This window comes from Pseudomonas sp. UBA6753, from assembly GCF_002453565.1.
Lineage (GTDB): Bacteria > Pseudomonadota > Gammaproteobacteria > Pseudomonadales > Pseudomonadaceae > Aquipseudomonas > Aquipseudomonas putida_Z.
This window is the reverse complement of the sequence record NZ_DKHD01000030.1, coordinates 75,828-94,384: the sequence shown is the minus strand read 5'-3', so window position 1 is coordinate 94,384 and position 18,557 is coordinate 75,828. Positions and strand designations below refer to the sequence as shown.

The 18,557-nt window shown below is 63.2% G+C and carries 20 protein-coding genes and 1 riboswitch; of the genes, 8 read left to right on the top strand and 12 right to left on the bottom strand.

The features are described from left to right. Together B2790_RS11115 and B2790_RS11110 are read right to left on the bottom strand one after the other, a co-directional pair. Nucleotides 1-1,884 carry a DUF1302 domain-containing protein gene (locus B2790_RS11115; RefSeq protein WP_286918853.1) on the bottom strand — a complete coding sequence of 628 codons (1,884 nt, stop codon included), beginning with the start codon at nt 1,882-1,884 and terminating at the stop codon, nt 1-3. A gap of 332 nt (nt 1,885-2,216) precedes the next feature. Further along, complete coding sequence (locus B2790_RS11110; protein WP_286918852.1) at nt 2,217-3,899, bottom strand: fatty acid--CoA ligase; 1,683 nt, start codon at nt 3,897-3,899, stop codon at nt 2,217-2,219. A 310-nt stretch (nt 3,900-4,209) separates the two neighbouring features. Here B2790_RS11110 and B2790_RS11105 point away from each other — a divergent pair, with 310 nt between their 5' ends. From B2790_RS11105 to B2790_RS11095, 3 genes are all read left to right on the top strand, one after another. Next, nucleotides 4,210-5,175, top strand: coding sequence for a 2-hydroxyacid dehydrogenase (locus tag B2790_RS11105; protein ID WP_286918851.1), 966 nt, complete (start codon nt 4,210-4,212; stop codon nt 5,173-5,175). Nucleotides 5,176-5,229: 54 nt separating this feature from the next. Beyond that, nucleotides 5,230-6,228, top strand: a complete 999-nt coding sequence (locus B2790_RS11100; protein ID WP_286918850.1) for a class I SAM-dependent methyltransferase — start codon at nt 5,230-5,232, stop codon at nt 6,226-6,228. 39 nt (nt 6,229-6,267) lie between these two features. Further along, nucleotides 6,268-6,408, top strand: a riboswitch (yybP-ykoY riboswitch). Between the two features lie 87 nt (nt 6,409-6,495). Then, nucleotides 6,496-7,080 carry a TMEM165/GDT1 family protein gene (locus B2790_RS11095; RefSeq protein ID WP_013970934.1) on the top strand — a complete coding sequence of 195 codons (585 nt, stop codon included), beginning with the start codon at nt 6,496-6,498 and terminating at the stop codon, nt 7,078-7,080. A 139-nt stretch (nt 7,081-7,219) separates the two neighbouring features. Here B2790_RS11095 and B2790_RS11090 read toward each other — a convergent pair whose 3' ends face one another. From B2790_RS11090 to B2790_RS11075, 4 genes are all read right to left on the bottom strand, one after another. After that, nucleotides 7,220-8,035 (bottom strand): M48 family metallopeptidase, encoded by an 816-nt coding sequence (locus tag B2790_RS11090; protein ID WP_025337703.1) that lies wholly within the window; start codon nt 8,033-8,035, stop codon nt 7,220-7,222. 198 nt (nt 8,036-8,233) lie between these two features. Continuing rightward, nucleotides 8,234-8,854 carry an SOS response-associated peptidase gene (locus B2790_RS11085; protein WP_286918849.1) on the bottom strand — a complete coding sequence of 207 codons (621 nt, stop codon included), beginning with the start codon at nt 8,852-8,854 and terminating at the stop codon, nt 8,234-8,236. Nucleotides 8,855-8,869: 15 nt separating this feature from the next. Continuing rightward, on the bottom strand, nt 8,870-9,130 hold the full coding sequence (locus B2790_RS11080) for a putative signal transducing protein (RefSeq protein WP_025337701.1): 261 nt from the start codon (nt 9,128-9,130) through the stop codon (nt 8,870-8,872). Next, nucleotides 9,130-9,312 carry a CPXCG motif-containing cysteine-rich protein gene (locus B2790_RS11075; RefSeq protein WP_012270508.1) on the bottom strand — a complete coding sequence of 61 codons (183 nt, stop codon included), beginning with the start codon at nt 9,310-9,312 and terminating at the stop codon, nt 9,130-9,132. The genes B2790_RS11080 and B2790_RS11075 overlap by 1 nt, the downstream gene beginning before the upstream one ends. A gap of 125 nt (nt 9,313-9,437) precedes the next feature. Between B2790_RS11075 and B2790_RS11070 the strand changes: the two genes are divergently transcribed. Continuing rightward, nucleotides 9,438-10,604 (top strand): 1-acyl-sn-glycerol-3-phosphate acyltransferase, encoded by a 1,167-nt coding sequence (locus tag B2790_RS11070; RefSeq protein WP_025337700.1) that lies wholly within the window; start codon nt 9,438-9,440, stop codon nt 10,602-10,604. Nucleotides 10,605-10,734: 130 nt separating this feature from the next. Here B2790_RS11070 and B2790_RS11065 read toward each other — a convergent pair whose 3' ends face one another. Together B2790_RS11065 and B2790_RS11060 are read right to left on the bottom strand one after the other, a co-directional pair. After that, nucleotides 10,735-10,995 carry a hypothetical protein gene (locus tag B2790_RS11065; RefSeq protein ID WP_046616028.1) on the bottom strand — a complete coding sequence of 87 codons (261 nt, stop codon included), beginning with the start codon at nt 10,993-10,995 and terminating at the stop codon, nt 10,735-10,737. 197 nt (nt 10,996-11,192) lie between these two features. After that, nucleotides 11,193-11,777 carry a YajG family lipoprotein gene (locus B2790_RS11060; RefSeq protein ID WP_013970929.1) on the bottom strand — a complete coding sequence of 195 codons (585 nt, stop codon included), beginning with the start codon at nt 11,775-11,777 and terminating at the stop codon, nt 11,193-11,195. A 145-nt stretch (nt 11,778-11,922) separates the two neighbouring features. On the opposite strand from B2790_RS11060, the gene B2790_RS11055 reads away from it, so the two are divergent. Then, nucleotides 11,923-12,156, top strand: a complete 234-nt coding sequence (locus tag B2790_RS11055) for a hypothetical protein (protein ID WP_025337699.1) — start codon at nt 11,923-11,925, stop codon at nt 12,154-12,156. A 600-nt stretch (nt 12,157-12,756) separates the two neighbouring features. Next, the gene (mqo, locus tag B2790_RS11050) at nt 12,757-14,265 is read left to right on the top strand and encodes a malate dehydrogenase (quinone) (RefSeq protein ID WP_013970927.1); all 1,509 of its coding nucleotides are present in this window, start codon (nt 12,757-12,759) and stop codon (nt 14,263-14,265) included. Between the two features lie 178 nt (nt 14,266-14,443). Here mqo and B2790_RS11045 read toward each other — a convergent pair whose 3' ends face one another. The 4 genes from B2790_RS11045 to B2790_RS11030 all read right to left on the bottom strand — a co-directional run bounded on the left by B2790_RS11045 (nt 14,444) and on the right by B2790_RS11030 (nt 16,449). Continuing rightward, nucleotides 14,444-14,734 (bottom strand): PA4642 family protein, encoded by a 291-nt coding sequence (locus B2790_RS11045; RefSeq protein ID WP_286918848.1) that lies wholly within the window; start codon nt 14,732-14,734, stop codon nt 14,444-14,446. A gap of 68 nt (nt 14,735-14,802) precedes the next feature. Further along, nucleotides 14,803-15,273 carry a hypothetical protein gene (locus B2790_RS11040; protein ID WP_013970925.1) on the bottom strand — a complete coding sequence of 157 codons (471 nt, stop codon included), beginning with the start codon at nt 15,271-15,273 and terminating at the stop codon, nt 14,803-14,805. 142 nt (nt 15,274-15,415) lie between these two features. Beyond that, entirely contained in the window at nt 15,416-15,889 is a 474-nt protein-coding gene (locus tag B2790_RS11035; protein WP_286918847.1) for a WbuC family cupin fold metalloprotein, read from the bottom strand. A gap of 2 nt (nt 15,890-15,891) precedes the next feature. Further along, entirely contained in the window at nt 15,892-16,449 is a 558-nt protein-coding gene (locus tag B2790_RS11030; RefSeq protein WP_003256346.1) for a hypoxanthine-guanine phosphoribosyltransferase, read from the bottom strand. A 162-nt stretch (nt 16,450-16,611) separates the two neighbouring features. On the opposite strand from B2790_RS11030, the gene upp reads away from it, so the two are divergent. Together upp and B2790_RS11020 are read left to right on the top strand one after the other, a co-directional pair. Then, complete coding sequence (gene upp, locus B2790_RS11025) at nt 16,612-17,250, top strand: uracil phosphoribosyltransferase (RefSeq protein ID WP_011532223.1); 639 nt, start codon at nt 16,612-16,614, stop codon at nt 17,248-17,250. Between the two features lie 2 nt (nt 17,251-17,252). After that, on the top strand, nt 17,253-18,527 hold the full coding sequence (locus tag B2790_RS11020) for a uracil-xanthine permease family protein (protein ID WP_025337694.1): 1,275 nt from the start codon (nt 17,253-17,255) through the stop codon (nt 18,525-18,527). Nucleotides 18,528-18,557: the final 30 nt, after the last annotated feature.

The window sequence follows — 18,557 nt, the reverse complement described above, 5'->3', positions numbered from 1 at the left end:
TTAGAAGTTCACGCCGAAGCTGAGGGCGACGAAGTCGCGGTCATCCACGGTGGTGTACTTGCCGTCGAAGAAATTGGTGTACGACAGGCTCGCCGTGTAGGTGTTCTGGTACTCGGCGTCCAGGCCCAGGCTGACGGCCTTGCGGCCCTCCTCGAAGTTGGCGCCTGGGCCAGGCGAATAGCCGGAAACGTCATGCGACCAAGCCACGCTGGGTTTCAGGTTGACCCCGGCGAAGACGTCGTTGTAGTCCCAGATTGCGCGAGCGCGGTAACCCCATGAAGTAGTGGTGGTGAAACCATCGTTTTCGCAGTTGCGGGTCAGGTTGGCGGTCGACGAGCCAAGCCCCGAGCCATTGATGGTGCTGCCGTTGAGAATGGCGCAGGTACCGTTCGGCAGCGGGCCGGGGCCGTAGACCGGGTCACGCCCGTAACGCGCCTTGCTGGTGCTTTCCAGCCCGCCCACATGGGTGACACCTACTTCACCGACCACGGTGAGGCGGCTGGCCCCCATTACCTGGTCGAAGAAGTGGGTGAAGGTGGTCTGGAACTGGGTGATTTCCTTGCGCCGGTAGCCATGCAGGTCCTGCCCGGGTGTACCGGTCAGCACCGACGCATTATTGAAGGGCGGTCGATCGATAGGCGTTACCCCGGCGAACAGAATGTCCGTGGAGTTGAGCTGCACCGGAGCATTGGGGCGGTAGCTGAGCTCGCCGCTCCAGGCCGTGCCGGTGGGCAACGTGGTGGAGAAACTCAGGCCATACAGGCGAATGTCTTCCGGATACTCGACGAAGTACTCGGAGTTGCCGGCGATGATCAGCGGCGCCAGCGCACGCACCCCAGGTGGCGCGAGTGGGTTGTTCACCAAATCGAACAGGCCCTGTGATGCCCCGGTAGCACTGAAGATCGGTGCCCGGCTGTGGTAGTTCATGAAGTAGGCGCCGAACTCGGTATCCAACGGCTCGAACATGTAGCGGAACGCCACCCCGAACTGGCCGCTGTCACGGGCATCGCGGTCGGCACCTCGGCGTACCCTGACGCCCTCGCTATTGACGTCCACGCCAAAAGCCGACAGGCCGGCAAGCGCCTGCGGCGACAGTGCCCGGCTGCTATTGAGCACGCGCAGGTTATCGGTACAGCCGTCGGCAATGATGTCCGGCTGGGAGAAGAAGGTGCCGCAGTTGTCGACGACCGTCTGGTCCCATTCGATCTGGTAGAAGGCCTCGGCCGACAGGTTGTCGGTCAGGCTCTGCGAAACGTAGAACATGTTGACCGGAATCAGGCCTTCCTTGATCTCGGCCCCCGGGCGGCGGAACGCCGAGACGTCGATCGGGTTGATCGAGTTGATGCCGCCACCGATGAAGGTACTTTCACCCCAGCTCACCACCTGCTTCCCCAGGCGCACCGAGCCAGGCTGATCGCCGATGGAGTAGTTGTGGTAGACGAATGCGTCGAGCAGTTCGGCACCGGACGATTTGGCGCCTTCCTTGCGGTTGGAGTCGCTGATGTCCTTGAACTCGCGGCCTTCGTCCTTCAGTTCGAAGTCGTACCAGTACTTGCCGCGGACGAACACGCCGGTGTCGCCGTACTTGAGCTCCAGGTCATGGATGCCCTTGAAGATCTTGGAGAAGGTTTCGCCCTTCTTGAAGTTCAGGTGGCCATCGTCGGATGTCTGCGACAGGCCCTTGCCGCCGTTGTTCACCCCGATCAGGTTCTTGTTGGGGTTGGCCGTCGACCAGCTGGCGCCGATGGAGAGCGACGAGTCGAACTGGCCTTCGATTTCACCAATGTTGAAACTGACAGCGAAAGCAGGACTTGCGAGCGTGGAAGCAAGGCTGACAGCCAGGGGCAACTTGGCCCGGCGCCAGAACAGGTTTGCAGATTTCATCGACGCTACTCCATGTACTTTTTTTGTTATGGCAGTGAGTCCTTTCAAGAACGGCCCGAGCGACCGGTTTGCAGGCTTGCGCCCGCGGCGACACGGCTTGCGCATGTCGCCTTCCCCCATTCCTGAAAATCCCCTGGCCCCGACTATAGCCAGCAAGGCACAGGCGCTTGATCCCTCTAAAGTGTGATTTGCGCTCCGTGCGGCCAACTCGCTGCCATGTTGCCCCGGCTGCGCGCTGGCAGTGCTAAAGGATGGCGTATTTCTGCCGTTTGGCAAGGCTGCGCCCCTCTAGCATGCGGGTCGCGTGCTGCGGTACGCGACCCGCATGGCGGTTACAGCGTGGAGAGGAACGCGCTGTTGCTGGCCTGCCACTGGACGATGTCCTGGCGGATGCGTTTCTTGTCGAGCTTGCCGACACTGGTCTTGGGAATTTCAGTAACAACGGCGATCTGGCTTGGAATCGCCCACTTGTTGATGTGCCCTTGCTCGACGAACGGCTTGAGATGTTCCTTCAGTGCCTTGGCGTCGATGACCTGGTCTTCGCGCACCACCAGCAGGGCAAACGGGCGTTCACCCCACTGCGGGTCGGCCACCCCTACCACCGCCACTTCGCGCACGGCCGGGTGGCGGCTGATCAGGTCTTCGAGGTCGAGTGAGGAAATCCATTCGCCACCGGTCTTGATCACATCCTTGATGCGGTCGCGGATGTCGATGTAGCCCATGCCGTCGAGCGTGGCGACATCGCCGGTGTGCAACCAGCCACCCTGCCACAGTTCTTCGCTCTTCTCCGCCTCCTTGAAGTAGCCCATGGTCAGCCACGGCGCCCGTAGCACCAGCTCGCCCTGGGTTTCACCATCGGCAGGCAGGAAGTTGCCGTCGCCGTCGACGATGGCCGCCTCGACCAGCGGCACCGGCACGCCGGCCTTGATGCGGTAGGTGACGCGCTCATCCTCGCTGCCGGCCTGCAGTTCGTCGTTCAGGTGGGCGGCGGAAATCAGCGGGCAGGTCTCGGACATGCCATACGCGGCCGTCAGCTGGATGCCACGTGCCAGGGCGGCCTGGTACAACGAGCGGTTGAGTGCGCTGCCGCCGATGATGATCTTCCAGCCGCCGAAGTCCTGACCTTGGGAGGTCGGGCAGTTGAGCAGCATCTGCAGGATGGTCGGCACGCAATGGGAGAAGGTGACCTTCTCTTCGCGCCACAGCTTGACCAGCATGTCCGGCTCGTAGCGCCCCGGGTACACCTGCTTCATGCCGAGCATGGTGGCAGCGTAGGGAATGCCCCAGGCGTGCACATGGAACATCGGCGTGATGGGCATGTACACGTCGTTGCTGCCCAGCAGGCGCACGCTGTCGATGCTGCCGGTCACCGAAGCTTCGGCCAGGGTATGCAGCACCAGTTGCCGGTGAGTGAAGTACACCCCCTTGGGGTTGCCGGTAGTGCCGGTGGTGTAGAAGGTGGTGGCCACCGAGTTCTCGTCGAAGTCCGGGAAGTCGTAGCGCGGGCTGGCAGCGGCCAGCAGTTGTTCGAACTCGCCCACCAGGTTGGGCAGCTCGGCTGTCTTGTCCGGGCCGTCGGTCAGCAGCACGGTCTTGTCGACGGTGGTCAGTTGCCCCGCGATGGCCTGGTACAGGCCGACGAAGTCGCTGTTGACCAGCACCACGCGGTCTTCGGCGTGGTTCATGGTGTAGAGAATCTGCTCGGGCGACAGGCGCACGTTGATCGTGTGCACCACCGCGCCGATCATCGGGATGGCGAACATGCATTCCAGGTAGCGGTGGCTGTCCCAGTCCATCACTGCCACGGTGTCACCGGCTTTTACCCCGGCTTCGGTCAGCACGTTGGCCAGACGCGCGATGCGCTCGTTGAGTTGTGGGTAGGTCAGCCGCAACTGGTCGCGGTAGACGATTTCGCGGGTCTTTTCATAGCGGCTGCCAGACATCAGCAGGCGCTTGATCAGCAGGGGGTAGGCGTAGGCGCCCTCGGCGGGCTTGATGATGCGGGTCTGCAACATGGGTATCCCTTTTCTGAAAAGCGGGCCGGACAAGTCTGGGAACTACTGTAGTTCGCCAATGTGACGGCTAAATCAGCCGAAGGAATGATTTGCATGATGAAGGTATGAGTGGCGGGCGTTGACGGGCGGCAAGGTTGAACTAGACACTGCGGCGGCAGCTTCAGGATTTGTGCTGGAGCCAAAGGCCCTTTCGCGGGCACGCCCGCTCCCACAGGTACTGCACACCCCGCAGGTTGGTGGGGTCCTGTGGGAGCGGGCATGCCCGCGAATGGCCACAACACCAATACCCCGCCCAGCCTCGGAGAACTTCATGCCCAGCCCGCGTCGCGCCGTGTTTCTCGATCACCAGTCCCTGGACCTGGGCGATCTCGACCTCTCGCCCCTGAAGCAGCAGTTCGAAGAGTTCGAGCTGTTCGCCGCCACCCGCCCGGAGCAGGTCGCCGAACGCCTGCAGGGCGCGGTGGCGGTAGTCAGCAACAAGGTCATGCTCGACGCCGCGACCCTGGCCGCCAACCCGCAACTGAAGCTGATCCTGGTGGCCGCCACCGGCACCAACAATGTCGACCTGGCAGCCGCGCGCGCTCAGGGCATCACCGTGTGCAACTGCCAGGGCTATGGCACACCGTCCGTCGCCCAGCACACCCTCGCCCTGCTGCTGGCCCTGGCCACCCGCCTGTGTGACTACAACCAGGCGGTAGCCGACGGCCAGTGGGCCAAGGCCAGCCAGTTCTGCCTGCTGGACTTCCCAATCGTCGAGCTGGAGGGTAAGACCCTTGGCCTGCTCGGCCACGGTGAACTGGGCGGCGCGGTGGCGAGGCTGGCCGAAGCCTTCGGCATGCGCGTGCTCAGCGGGCAGATCCCCGGTCGCCCGGAACGCACCGACCGTTTGCCACTGGACGAGTTGCTGCCGCAAGTCGACGCCCTGACCCTGCACTGCCCGCTGAACGAGCACACCCGACACATGCTCGGGGCCCGCGAACTGGCCCTGCTCAAGCCCAACGCGCTGGTGGTCAACACCGCCCGCGGCGGCCTGATTGACGAGCAAGCGCTGGCCGACGCCCTGCGCAGTGGCCACCTGGGCGGTGCCGCCACCGACGTGCTGAGCGTGGAGCCGCCGGTCAATGGCAACCCGCTGCTCGTACCCGGCATCCCGCGCCTGATCATCACCCCGCACAGCGCCTGGGGCGCGGTGGAATCGCGCCAGCGCATCGTCGGCCAGCTCAGCGAGAACGCCCAGGCCTTCTTCGCCGGGCAGCCACGCCGCGTGGTCAGCTGAGCCCGACGCCCGCCTCTGCTACACTGCGCCACTTTTTTCCAGGAGGCGTCGTCCATGGACCCGCGCAGTGAAGTGTTGCTCCGCCAGGCAGAGCTGTTCCAGGGCCCGCTGCTGCTCGCCGGCGCCCCCGCCGACGGCCTGCTCGGCCAGTTGCCCCAGGCCCGGGCCTGGACCTGGCATGCGGGCGACCAGGCCATGCTCGAAAGCCGCTTCGCCGGGCGCAGCCACTATGGGGTCGAGCCCCCTGAAGTGGCTTTCGACAGCGCCGTGCTGTTCCTGCCCAAGTCCCGTGAACTGGCCGCCTACCTGCTCAACGCCCTGGCCTCGCGCCTGGCTGGCCGCGAGCTGTACCTGGTTGGCGAGAAACGTGGTGGCATCGAGGGCGCGGCCAAGCAGCTGCAGGCCTTTGGCAAGCCGCGCAAGCTCGACAGCGCCCGCCATTGCCAGCTGTGGCAGGTGACCATCGAGCACGCGCCAGAAGCCAAGCCCCTGGAAAGCCTGGCCGAACGCTTCGAGCTCAGCCTGGAAGACGGCCCACTGCAAGTGGTCAGCCTGCCCGGTGTGTTCAGCCATGGCCGTCTCGATCGCGGTACCGCCCTGCTGCTCAAGCACCTCGACGGCCTGCCGAGCGGGCATGTGCTGGACTTCGGCTGCGGTGCCGGGGTGCTGGGCGCCACGGTCAAACGCCGTTATCCACAAAACCGGGTGACCCTGCTGGATGTGGATGCCTTCGCCGTGGCCGCCAGCCGCCTGACCTTGGCCGCCAATGGTCTGGAAGGCGAAGTGATCAGCGGCGACGGCATCGACGCGGCGCCGACCGAGCTGAGCCTGATCCTGAGCAACCCGCCGTTCCACACCGGGGTGCACACCAACTACCAGGCATCGGAAAACTTGCTGAAAAAATCGGCCGTTCATCTACGAAAAGGTGGCGAAATGCGCCTGGTTGCCAACAGCTTCCTGCGCTACCAGCCACTGATCGAAGGGGCGCTGGGCAACTGCCAGGTACGCGACGAGGCGGACGGTTTCCGCATCTACCAGGCAACACACGGATAAAAACAGCGCTTGCCGAAAGCGTTTTGCCTAGGCAGAATCCGCACCGTCCTAGGGGAGTAGTCTCCCGCGAGCGCCCAGCTCGCCCGGTACGCGTCAACATACTTGGTCCACAGACCATGGCGCGTGCGACCCACCATGCCAGCCTGCATGGCGAGATCCGCATAGACGGATCCAGGGTTTGACAAGACCTATGACACGCACACCTTACCCGGGGCGGGGAGGCTGTACGTGTCATAGCCGTGTCGACCCGCCCCCGTAGGAATCCTGATGCTGGAATCTCTGTTGGTCCCCACCGCCATCGTTGCCCTCGCCGAAATTGGCGACAAGACGCAACTGCTCGCGCTCATACTCGCTGCCCGCTTCCGCAAGCCCTGGCCGATCATCGCCGGCATCATCGCCGCCACCCTGGCCAACCATGCCGCGGCCGGTGCCGTGGGCGCGTGGGTCGGCAGCTTCTTCAGCGACTCGGCACTGCACTGGATCCTGGCTGCGAGCTTCACCGCCACTGCGCTGTGGACCCTGGTTCCGGACAAGATGGATGACGACGAGAACCCGGCGCGCCGCTTCGGGCCGTTCCTGACCACGCTGATCGCGTTCTTCCTGGCTGAAATCGGTGACAAGACCCAGGTCGCCACGGTGATGCTGGCAGCACAGTATCCGTACCTGATCATGGTCATTATCGGTACCACCCTGGGCATGCTGATTGCCAACGTGCCGGTGGTTTTGGCGGGTAACTTCGCGGCGGACAAACTGCCGCTGACGCTGATCCGTCGCCTGGCGGCCACGGCGTTCTTCGTGCTGGCGATCGTGGCGGTGTATTCGGCGATGAAAGCCAGTGGCTGGGTGGGTTGACTGCTGACGGGGGCCGCTCTGCGGCCCAATCGCCGGCAAGCCAGCTCCCCCAGGGTACTCGATCGGCCTCAAGGCCTGTGCAATACCTGTGGGAGCTGGCTTNNCCGGCGATTGGGCTGCAAAGCAGCCCCTTACGGTCTTACTTCTTGGCCGCCTGATACAGCGGCATCACCTTAGGAATGGCCGCCTGCAACGAAGCAATGCGGCTCTGGGACGCCGGGTGAGTGCTCATGAACTCAGGCGGTGCGCCTTCGGAAGCCTGGCTCATCTTGTTCCACAGGGTGATCGCGGCATTCGGGTCGTAACCGGCACGCGCCGAGAGTTCCAGGCCGATCAGGTCGGCTTCGTTCTCGTTGGCCCGGCTGTTGGGCAGGGTCATGGCATAGTTCACCACGGTATCGGCCATGGCCATGCTACCCTGGCCGAGGCCAAAGAGGGCACCGGCGCCCTGGCGCGCCATTTCCACGCCATACGCCTTGGACATCGCCTCGCGGCTGTGCTCACGCAGTGCGTGGGCGATCTCGTGGCCCACCACCGCAGCAATTTCCGCATCGGTGAGCTTGAGCTGATCGATCAGGCCGGTGTAGACGATGATCTTGCCGCCCGGGCCGCAGTTGGCGTTGAGCTCGTCGCTCTTGATCACGTTGACTTCCCAGTTCCATTGCGCGGCATCCGGGCGGAACTTGGGGGTCTGGGCGATCAGGCGGTTGGCAATTACCTGCACACGCTTGGCAACAGCGCTGGACTTGTCGAGCACGCCTTTGTTCGATGCTTCACCCAGGGTCTGCTGGTACGACTGGGCGTACATCTGGTTGACCTCATCGGTCGAGAGCATGCTGAACATGTACTGCTGGCGCTCGACGCCGACAGCACCGCCGCTGGTGGTATTCACCGCCTGGCAGCCGGCTAGCAGGATGCCAGCACTCAACAGGCTGACGACAAAAGACTTACGCATGAAAACACTCCCTTTTTACATGCGCCGTATCGTAGGCCGAGTCGCTTGGGGCCGCCATAGCCACACGGAAGAATTTATTTGCCTGCACCGGCCTCTTCGCGGGCACGCCCGCTCCCACAGTGAATACAGTAAACCTGAAGGCCGTGTAATACCTGTAGGAGCGGGCATGCCCGCGAAGGGGCCGGTGCGGGTAGCCCCTCAAGCCGGGGTCAGGCACTCCGGCGCATCCAGCTTCGGGTCATTGACGAAATGCGCCAGGGCCCGCTCGCGCAGCGTCGCCGGCGGGCTGGCCAGCAATTCATGCAGGCGGGCCAGCGGCGTGTCCGGGTCAAGCCAGGCCGCCTGCCCCGCCTCGTCCAGTATCAGCGGTCGACGCTGGTTCATCGCCGCCTGGGTCACCACCGCACAACTCAGCCAAACCTGGTCCTGCACCGGGTAGGCCTCCCACACGGCGGCGAAGTACAGCGATGCGCCCTCCCCCGGGGTCAGCCAGTACGGGCGCTTGCGCACGCTACCGCGCCATTCGTAAAAGCCGTTGGCCGGCATCAGGCAGCGGCGCTGGCGAAACGCATCGCGAAACATCGGCTGCTCGGCCAGGGTTTCGGCGCGGGCATGGGCGGGGGTACGGGACAGGTCGGTGAGCCACGCCGGGGTCAGCCCCCAGCGCGCCTTGGCCAGTTGCAGCTGGCTGTCGAGCTGGCGCTGGATCAGCACCGAAGCCCCGGGCGAGATGTTCCATTGGGCGGGCTGGCCAACGGGAAAGCCCGGCAGACTGGCAAGAGCCTGGGGCCAGCGAAACAGGGCGTAACGTCCACACATGGGCGAATTCAGAACCTAGCAGATCAAGGTACCGGGGAAACTCTCCGGTTCGTCACCAACCAGTGGCTGGGCGTCATTGTACGCATCGATCAGCTGCCGTGCGTACTCGGCCTGCTCATCAGCCACGGCAAGCCCCAGCAAACCCTGCATCGGCAGCTCACCGGCGGCACCGACCAGGTCACGGCCAACCAGGTGCGCCTCGATCCCCTCGCTGGCGAGCATGCCCGCCAGCATTTCCGCCTCGAGCAGGCTTTCCGGTTCGTAGATGCGCTGCATCAGTCATTCTCACCGAATACATCCAGCATCCACTCCTCGCCATGAACTTGCAGCACGAAGCGGATAGGCTTGCAGCATACCTGGCAGTCCTCGATGTACTCCTGATCGCCACCGGACAGGTCCACCGTGGTTTCGACTTCTTCGCCACAATAAGGGCAATCGTAGATAGCAGTTTCCAGCATCGCGGCCTCCGGGGTGACTTATGCGTATAATTGCCGGTCTGTTTACAGGGCCTGTGTGTGTCCGAGCCGTTTTTCGGAGCCCGTCCCTACCTTATTACCCTAGCCGTTTCCAACAAGAGAGCATGATGGGCGAATTCGATGCCATCCGACCGTACGACGACGCTGAGGTCCCTGCCGTTCTGGCACGCCTGCTCAGCGACCCGGCATTCCTCGATATCCTCACCCACTTCCGCTTCCCGCGTGCGGCCGGTGCTCTCGGCTGGTTGCTCAAACCGCTGATCGCCCGCCGCCTGCGCAAGGAATTCGCCGGTGTCACCTGTGTCTCGACCTTGCAGGACAAAGTCGAGTACTACGTCGACCAGACCATCGACCGCGCCACCGACGGCGTCACCTATTCGGGCGTGGAGCAGCTCAAGGCCGGCACCGCCTACCTGTTCCTGGCCAACCACCGTGACATCGTCATGGACCCGGCCTTCGTCAACTACGCGGTGTACCACGCCGGCCTGCCCACGCCGCGCATCGCCATTGGCGACAACCTGCTGCAAAAGCCGTTTGTCAGCGACATGATGCGCCTGAACAAGAGCTTCATCGTGCACCGCTCGATCAGTGGGCGCCGCGAAAAGCTGGCGGCCTATCAACTGCTCTCGGCCTACATCAATCATTCGATCCGCAACGACGCCACGTCGATCTGGATCGCCCAGGCCGAAGGCCGGGCCAAGGACGGTGACGACCGCACCGATTCGGCGATCCTCAAGATGTTCCACATGAGCCGCAAGGACGAGCCGTTCGGCGCGGTGATCCAGAGCCTTAACCTGACACCGGTTTCGATCAGCTACGAATATGACCCGTGCGACCAGGCCAAGGCCCGCGAGCTGTACATCCGCGCCACCACCGGCACCTACAAGAAGGCGCCGGGCGAGGACGACAACAGCATCGCCAAGGGCATTACCGGCTACAAGGGCCGGGTGCACATCAACTTCGCCCCGCCGGTGACCGAGTACCACGAGGACACCAAGCAGCTGGCAGTGGAAATCGACCGGCAGATCCTCGGTGGCTACCGGCTGTTCCCGGTGCACTACCTGGCCTATGCGATGTGGGATGGCAAGGATGAGGCGCTACAGGTGCCGAGCGCCGAGAAGGTGTTCCCGGCTGATGAACTGGCCCGGGCCAAGGAAGAATGGCAACGCCGCCTGGATGCCTGCCCTGAGGAGCAGCGGCCGTACCTGGTGTTGCAGTATGCGACGCCGGTGCGCAACCAGTACCAGGTCAGGCAGCAGGCACCGGTTGCCTGAGCGATCCTAGGGCTGCCTTGCAGCCCATCGCCGGCAAGCCAGCTCCCACAGAGACCGCATTTCCCTCAGGCTTGTGTAATCCTGTGGGAGCTGGCTTGCCGGCGATGGGCCGCAAAGCGGCCCCGGAATCTCAGACCCAGGTACTGAACCAGGACAACAGCAGCGCCATCGCCAGGCACGAAAAACCGAGAATGTAGAAGTACCGCGGTACCCGCAGGTCGAACGCGTCCACCACCCCGTCGTCCACCGCCATGTATTCGCGGGTCTCGGCCTCGCGCCGCCGCGCACTGTGCAGCAGCAACCCGCCCGGGCAGGTCAGCAGCAGCGCCAGCAGATTGATCAGCTTGGTCGGGTGGGCGGCCAGGAACCCCCAGAGCACTTGCAAGGACATCACGCAACCTCGGTATGAGCGACGGCAAAGGCCGGCATTCTACCCAAGTCATGCCCAGACGCCCGGCCCAGGCGACAAAGTGTCATCAAATTTCATCTGGCATGGCATGAAGATTTGCCGGCCTCTTCGCGGGCACAGACAACAAAAAACCCGCTGCCTGGAACACAGGCAGCGGGTTTTGTTTTACAGCTGAAGGCTTACTGCCCCAGCACTTGACCGATGGTCGGGTCCTTGAACATGCGGGTCAGGGCATCGCTCAGCACATCGCCCACCAGCTGGGTGTTGGTTTCCTGGTTCGGCGCCATGCCGAAACGCTGGTCCAGCGAAGCGCCGTAACGGCCACTGTAGCGGCGGCCGCCATTGGACACGTCGGCACGGAAGGTGGCGCCAATGGTAGCCTCGGTCACGTACAGGTTGTCTTTCGGCGACTGGTACTTCAGCTCCGCCAGGGTCACGGTCAGCTGCGGCGCGTTGTAGGCGTTCGGCGTCGGGGTGAAGCCGAGCAGGCGCACGGCGGCTTCGGCCTGGGCCTGCAGCTTGGGCACGATGTCGTTACCGCTGACGCTGATGGTGCTGGTCTCGGGGTACATGCCACCGCGAGTGCCCAGGGACTGCGAGGCCCGGCCATCAACCACACGGACCACTACCGGCTGGCCATGGCCGACCGGGGCGAGCTGGGCCTTGAGCGTGGGTTGCGGATTGAGTTGTTGCGGGCTGTGGGCACAACCGACCAGGCTGAGGCTGGCCACGGCGATCAAACCGAACAACAGACGTTGCAACATGCGCGTTACTCCAGAAAAAGCGGCGAAGGCCCACAGTATACCTAGCCACGCATCGACCAGTCATCGGCCTGGCCCGCTTGTCACAATCGTTTCATCGCCGCGCCCTTATCCTTGCGCCAAGCCCTAACGCACAGGACTCGCTGCCATGGCCTCGCTCTGGACCCTGCTCTTCCAACGCCCGCGCCACAACACCTATGCCCGCCTCGACGCGAACGGCAAATGCCTGGCCTTCAAGCAATGCAGCCAGGCGCCCAGCGGCAGCGGCTGGGTCCAGATCGGCGAAATCCAGCTCGCCTGGCTGGGCCGCGAACTGCCCGCCAGTGCCCGGGTTTGCGCCCGCGCAAGCCGCCGCTGGCACCAGCGCATCCTCGCGGCCTGACAAACGCTGCAATAAAAACCACGAATGGCGACATTTCTGCCCGCGACATCGCTATAATCTCCCCCCGATTATAAGGACGTCTCCTGATCGGGCCCCGCACTCGCCGATTGACCCCGGCAACTTCAACGCTTCGCCCACAGAGAGCCTTCCACTCAGGTCTTGCATCGGCTGTCGTGCCTGCTTTTCCGGCCCTTCACACTGCATGAACCTGCGGGTTGCCATCGCGCAGTCCCCTTTTGAGGTTCACGTCTCCAAAAGAGCGTGAAAAAACGGTTTTCACAACTTCACAAGAGTGTGGCGAGCAAATGAACAGTCTGGCATGTGCAAAAGCGGCAGATGTGTCCCGAACAGCCCTGAACAGGCGGCAAATGCGCTCATCCCGTATGAGTGTCTGAGCCGTTCCATAACGCACGCACGACACCTTGACCATAAGTCGAATTGCCGCACCCGTGGCAAACCGCGTTCAATACGCGAACCCGAAGACTGATTGGCGGTGTCCGCGGAAGTTGCAAGAACTGCGAAAAGTCGGACATGGCGACCCTGGCGAACCCAGGTCCTATGCTGTCAATTAGGTAGCTGTAGATTGTGGAGACGCGTTAAATGGCGCAGAACGAATCGGTTGATGTGGTACTGGTAGGCGCGGGCATCATGAGTGCCACCCTGGCCGTACTGCTCAAGGAGCTCGACCCGACCCTGAAGCTTGAGGTCGTGGAGGCGATGGACTCCGGAGCCGCGGAAAGCTCCAACCCCTGGAACAACGCAGGCACCGGCCACGCCGGCCTGTGCGAGCTTAACTACACGCCCCAGGCCGCCGATGGCAGCATCGACATCAAGAAGGCCGTGCACATCAACACCCAGTTCGAGGTTTCGCGCCAGTTCTGGGCCTACCTGAGCAAAAAGGGCAACTTCGGCTCGGCACGTGCCTTCATCAACCCTGTCCCGCACCTGAGCTACGTCGAGGGTGACAAGGGTGTTTCCTTCCTCAAGAAGCGCTATGAGCTGCTCAAGCAGCACCATGCCTTTGCGGACATGGAATACACCGAAGACAAGGCCGTGATGAAGGACTGGATGCCGCTGATGATGCCAGGCCGCCCAGCCGACCAGCACATCGCCGCCACCCGCGTGCTCAAGGGCACCGACGTCAACTTCGGCGCCCTGACCAACAAGCTGCTGAAGCTGCTGGGCGACTCGCAGGACGCTCAGGTCAAGTACAGCAAGAAGGTCGTCGGCCTGCGCCGTAACGGCAAGGGCTGGACCGTGAGCATCAAGGACGTCAACAGCGGCGGCAGCCGTGAAGTGGACGCCCGCTTCGTCTTCCTCGGCGCCGGTGGCGCGGCCCTGCCGCTGCTGCAGCTGTCGGGCATTCCGGAAAGCAAAGGCTTCGGCGGCTTCCCGGTCAGCGGCCAGTGGCTGCGTTGCGACAACCCGGAAATCGTCAAGCAGCACCAGGCCAAGGTCTACAGCCAGGCTGCGGTCGGCGCCCCACCGATGTCGGTACCGCACCTGGATACCCGCGTGGTCGATGGCAAGAAATCGCTGCTGTTCGGTCCATATGCCGGCTTTACCACCAAGTTCCTCAAGCACGGTTCGCTGATGGACCTGCCGCTGTCGGTGCGCATGGGCAACATCGGCCCGATGCTGGCCGTGGCCCGTGACAACATGGACCTGACCAAGTACCTGGTCAGCGAGGTGATGCAGTCGATGGAGCAGCGCCTGGAAGCCCTGCGTCGCTTCTACCCGCAGGCCAAGGCCGAAGACTGGCGCCTGGAAGTGGCTGGTCAGCGCGTGCAGATCATCAAGAAAGACCCGAAGAAAGGCGGCGTTCTGCAGTTCGGTACCGAGCTGGTCTCGGCCCAGGACGGCAGCCTGGCTGCACTGCTCGGCGCATCGCCGGGTGCTTCGGTAACCGTGTCGATCATGCTGGAACTGATCGAGCGCTGCTTCCCCGAGCAGGCCAAAGGTGCCTGGGCTGCCAAGCTCAAGGAAATCTTCCCGGCTCGCGAGAAGACCCTGGCGACCGATGCTGCCCTGTACCACAAGATCAGTGCCGACAACGACGTGGCGCTGGACCTGGTGGAAAGCAGCCCGGCGGCCAAGCATTACGCCTGATTCGGCCGGTAACGAAAAAACGCCCCTCGGGGCGTTTTTTTGTGCCTGGCTGCTCATTGACCTGTGCCGGCCTCTTCGCGGGCATGCCCGCTCCCACAGGTTTTGGCGTCGCCCTCAGGCTGTGCACCATCCCTGTGGGAGCGGGCGTGCCCGCGAAAGGGCCGTCACAGGTTAAAAATCAGCCACGGGCCTTGGCGATGATCTGGATGTAATCCGACGCATTGCGCTGGTCGGCAATCTGCTCGACAAACGTCTTGCCGTGCTCGTCCTTGCCATCCAGGTCCAGCCCAGCCTCGACGAAGAAGCCGACAAAACGCTCGAAATCGTCGATGCGCAGGCCGCGGTAGGCCTTGACCAGCTTGTGCAGCGACGGCGAAGTCACGCCATCGGCCGGCTCGAACTGAAGGAACGACTTGATGTAGTCGTCGCTGATCTCGTCACCGATTACCTGTTTCTTGTCTTTACGCATTGCCGACTCCAACTGGACCATCACGAAATTTCGAAGGCCGGCAGTGTACCCCCCGCAGGCCGGGCGCCTCAACGCGTACGTACGGTACCGGTGTGCAGGTCGGCCCAGACGTGGCCGTTGCCGTACGTGAGGAACTGCACATACAGCGTCTCGTTGCGCAGCAGGTCCATGATCACGCGGTAGTCGCTGAGCGGGTAATTCAGGCTCAGGGTGCGGGTTTTCTCGTCATATACGGGTTTCTTCAGGCTTTTGGCCGCTTCACCGTCAAAGGTCAGCAGCACCTGGGCGATGGTCGCGCCCTTGCTCAGCGGCTTGCCCTTGAGGCGCACCTGCAACGACGAGGTGATCGGGATCGGCTGCTGGTCGGACTGGCGCTGGGTACCCACTACCACCGAGTAGTCGGTCACTTGCAGCAGTTGCTGGCCGGTCGGCGCTTCCTGGCGCAGGGACTGGTCGTCAGGTGGCAGGAACTGGCTGTGCAGCGGTGCGGCGGCGAGTGGCAGGCTGACCGCCAGCAGGAGGGGAAGAAACGCACGCATGTGAGGCTCCTTGAATGAAGGAGCACTCTAGCATGCTGTGTCTGGGCTGTACCGGCCCTATCGCCGGCAAGCCAGCTCCCACAGGTACCGCGCTATCCATGTGGGAGCTGGCTTGCCGGCGATGGGGCCGGTGCAGGCAACATCAATCGAACTGCGCGCGCATCCAGCCCTGGTACTCGGCCACGCCTTCTTCACCTTCGCGCGGAGCCCAGTACGCATGTTCGCCTTCACCCACCGGCCGATACGGCCCGGCCTTGCACTCGAACAGGATGCTGTCCGGCTCCAGCACCACCAGCCCATGGTAAATACCAGGCGCGAGGTCCACACCCAGGCAGTCGCCGCCCGCCTGCAGCACTCGCTTGTCGGTGACCGCCCCCTGCTCATCGAAGAGCAACAGGCCTAAGCGCCCCTTGAGCGCAATCAGCGTTTCAGCCTTGTCGGCGCTCAGGTGGCGATGCGGCGGGATATAGGTGCTCGGTTGCAGCCCGACCGCCATGCGGTGGCAAGGCTCTTCCATCTCATGGAAATTGTGATGCTGCCGCCCGCGTGGGTTGGCGGCAGCCTGTGCGGCCAGCCCGGCGAACAGCGATTGGTCGATGAACGCAGGCTGGCGCATGATCACAGCCCCTTTACGGCGAAGATGCCGTTGGCGTTGCGCCAGTAGCCTTTGTAGTCCATGCCGTAACCGAAGATGTAGCGGTCGACGCAGGGCAGGCCCACGTAGTTGGCCTTGAGCTCCGGGCTGGCCTTGCGGTCATGGTCCTTGTCGATCAGTACCGCGGTGTGCACCGAGCGCGCGCCGGCATGCTTGCAGAACTCGATGATGGCGCTGAGGGTGTGGCCTTCGTCGAGGATGTCATCGACGATCAGTACATCACGGTCGATGAACGACACTTCGGGCTTGGCCTTCCAGAACAGCTCGCCGCCGCTGGTCTGGTTGCGGTAGCGGGTGGCGTGCAGGTAGCTGGCTTCCAGTGGGAACTGCAGGTGGGTCAGCAGTTTGCCGGAGAAGATCAGGCCGCCGTTCATCACGCAGAACACAACCGGGTTCTTGTCGTGCAGGTCCTTGCAGATCTGCTCGCCGACTTTGGCGATGGCCGCTTCGACTTCGGCTTCGGTGTACAGGCAGTCAGCTTCACGCATGACTTGACGGATATGCTCGAGATCGGCGGACATGGCGCTCTCCGGGGGTGCATTTTGGAAAAGCGGGCAAAGGTACGCATCCGCTCGTCACAGATCAAGCATTTATGGACTAACGTCCAGAATGACCAGACGACAGCACAGGCTGAATAGATTAATCTAGCGCGGTTTTTTTGCCCGCCTTTCGGAGCCCCCCCTATGCCCACTCGTGAGATCCGCCATCCGCTGATCCGCCACAAGCTCGGCCTGATGCGCCGTGCCGATATCAGCACCAAGAATTTTCGCGAACTTGCCCAGGAAGTCGGCGCGCTCCTGACCTACGAAGCCACCCAGGACCTGCCGCTCGAAACCTACGAGATCGACGGCTGGTGCGGCAAGGTGCAAGTTGAAAAAATCGCCGGCAAGAAGATTACCGTGGTGCCGATCCTGCGTGCCGGCATCGGCATGCTCGACGGCGTGCTCAGCCTGATCCCGGGTGCCAAGGTCAGCGCCGTCGGCGTTGCCCGCAACGAGGAAACCCTCGAAGCCCACACCTACCTGGAAAAGCTCGCGCCGGACATCAACCAGCGCCTGGCCCTGATCATCGACCCGATGCTGGCCACCGGCGGTTCGATGGTCGCCACCATCGACCTGCTGAAGAAGGCCGGTTGCAAAGAGATCCGCGCCATGGTCCTGGTCGCCGCGCCAGAAGGCATCGAAGTGGTGGAAAAAGCCCACCCGGACGTGCAGATCTACACCGCCTCGATCGACCAGCGCCTGAACGAACACGGCTACATCGTGCCGGGCCTGGGCGATGCCGGTGACAAGATCTTCGGCACCAAGCAAAAGGACGCCTGACCATGCAGGACGGCTTCAACGACCCGCTCTGGCGCCAGGTCGTTTCGGGCGCGCAGATGCTCTTCGTGGCATTTGGCGCGCTGGTGCTGATGCCACTGATCACCGGCCTCGATCCGAACGTCGCGCTGTTCACCGCCGGTATCGGCACCCTGCTGTTCCAGCTGGTCACCGGCCGCCAGGTACCCGTGTTCCTGGCCTCGAGCTTTGCCTTCATCACCCCGATCATCCTCGCCAAGGGCCAGTTCGGCCTGGCCGAGACCATGGGCGGCGTGATGGCCGCAGGTTTCGTGTACACCTTCATGGGCCTGATGGTGAAAATCAAAGGCACTGGCTTCATCGACCGTATGCTGCCGCCGGTGGTGATCGGCCCGGTGATCATTTCCATCGGCCTGGCCATGGCGCCGATCGCCGCCAACATGGCGATGGGCAAGGCCGGTGACGGCAGTGTGCTGCTGCCCTACAAGACCGCCATGATGATCTCGATGCCAGCCCTGCTGACAACGCTGATCGTTGCCGTGTTCGGCAAGGGCATCTTCCGTCTGGTGCCGATCATTGCCGGCGTGCTGGTAGGCTTTGCCCTGTCGTTCGCCTTTGGCGTGGTCGACACTGCCAAGATCGCCGCCGCACCGTGGCTGGAGCTGCCAAACTTCACCGCGCCAGCGTTCAACTGGCAGGCCATCCTGTTCATCGTCCCGGTTGCCCTGGCACCGGCGATCGAGCACATCGGCGGGGTGATCGCGGTCGGCAGCGTGACCGGCCGTGACTACCTGAAGAAGCCCGGCCTGCACCGCACCCTGCTGGGCGACGGCCTGGCCACCACCGCAGCCGGCCTGTTCGGCGGCCCGCCCAACACCACCTATGCCGAAGTGACCGGCGCGGTGATGCTGACCAAGAACTACAACCCGAAGATCATGACCTGGGCGGCGGTCTTCGCCATCACCCTGGCCTTCATCGGCAAGTTCGGCGCACTGCTGCAAAGCATCCCGGTACCGGTGATGGGTGGCATCCTGTGCCTGCTGTTCGGCTCGATCGCGGCGGTGGGCATGAACACCATGATCCGCCACAAGATCGACCTGGCCGAAGCCCGCAACCTGGTGATCGTGTCGGTGACACTGGTGTTCGGTATCGGCGGCGTACTGATCGGCAGTGGTGATGGCCCGGATGACTGGGGCCTGAAGGGCATCGCCCTGTGCGCCATCGTGGCAATCGCCCTGAACCTGATCTTGCCGGGCAATGATGGCTGGAAGCACAAGAAGCTGGATGATCAGTTGCCTTGATCCAGCTTTAGCCTGATCTGGCCTCTTCGC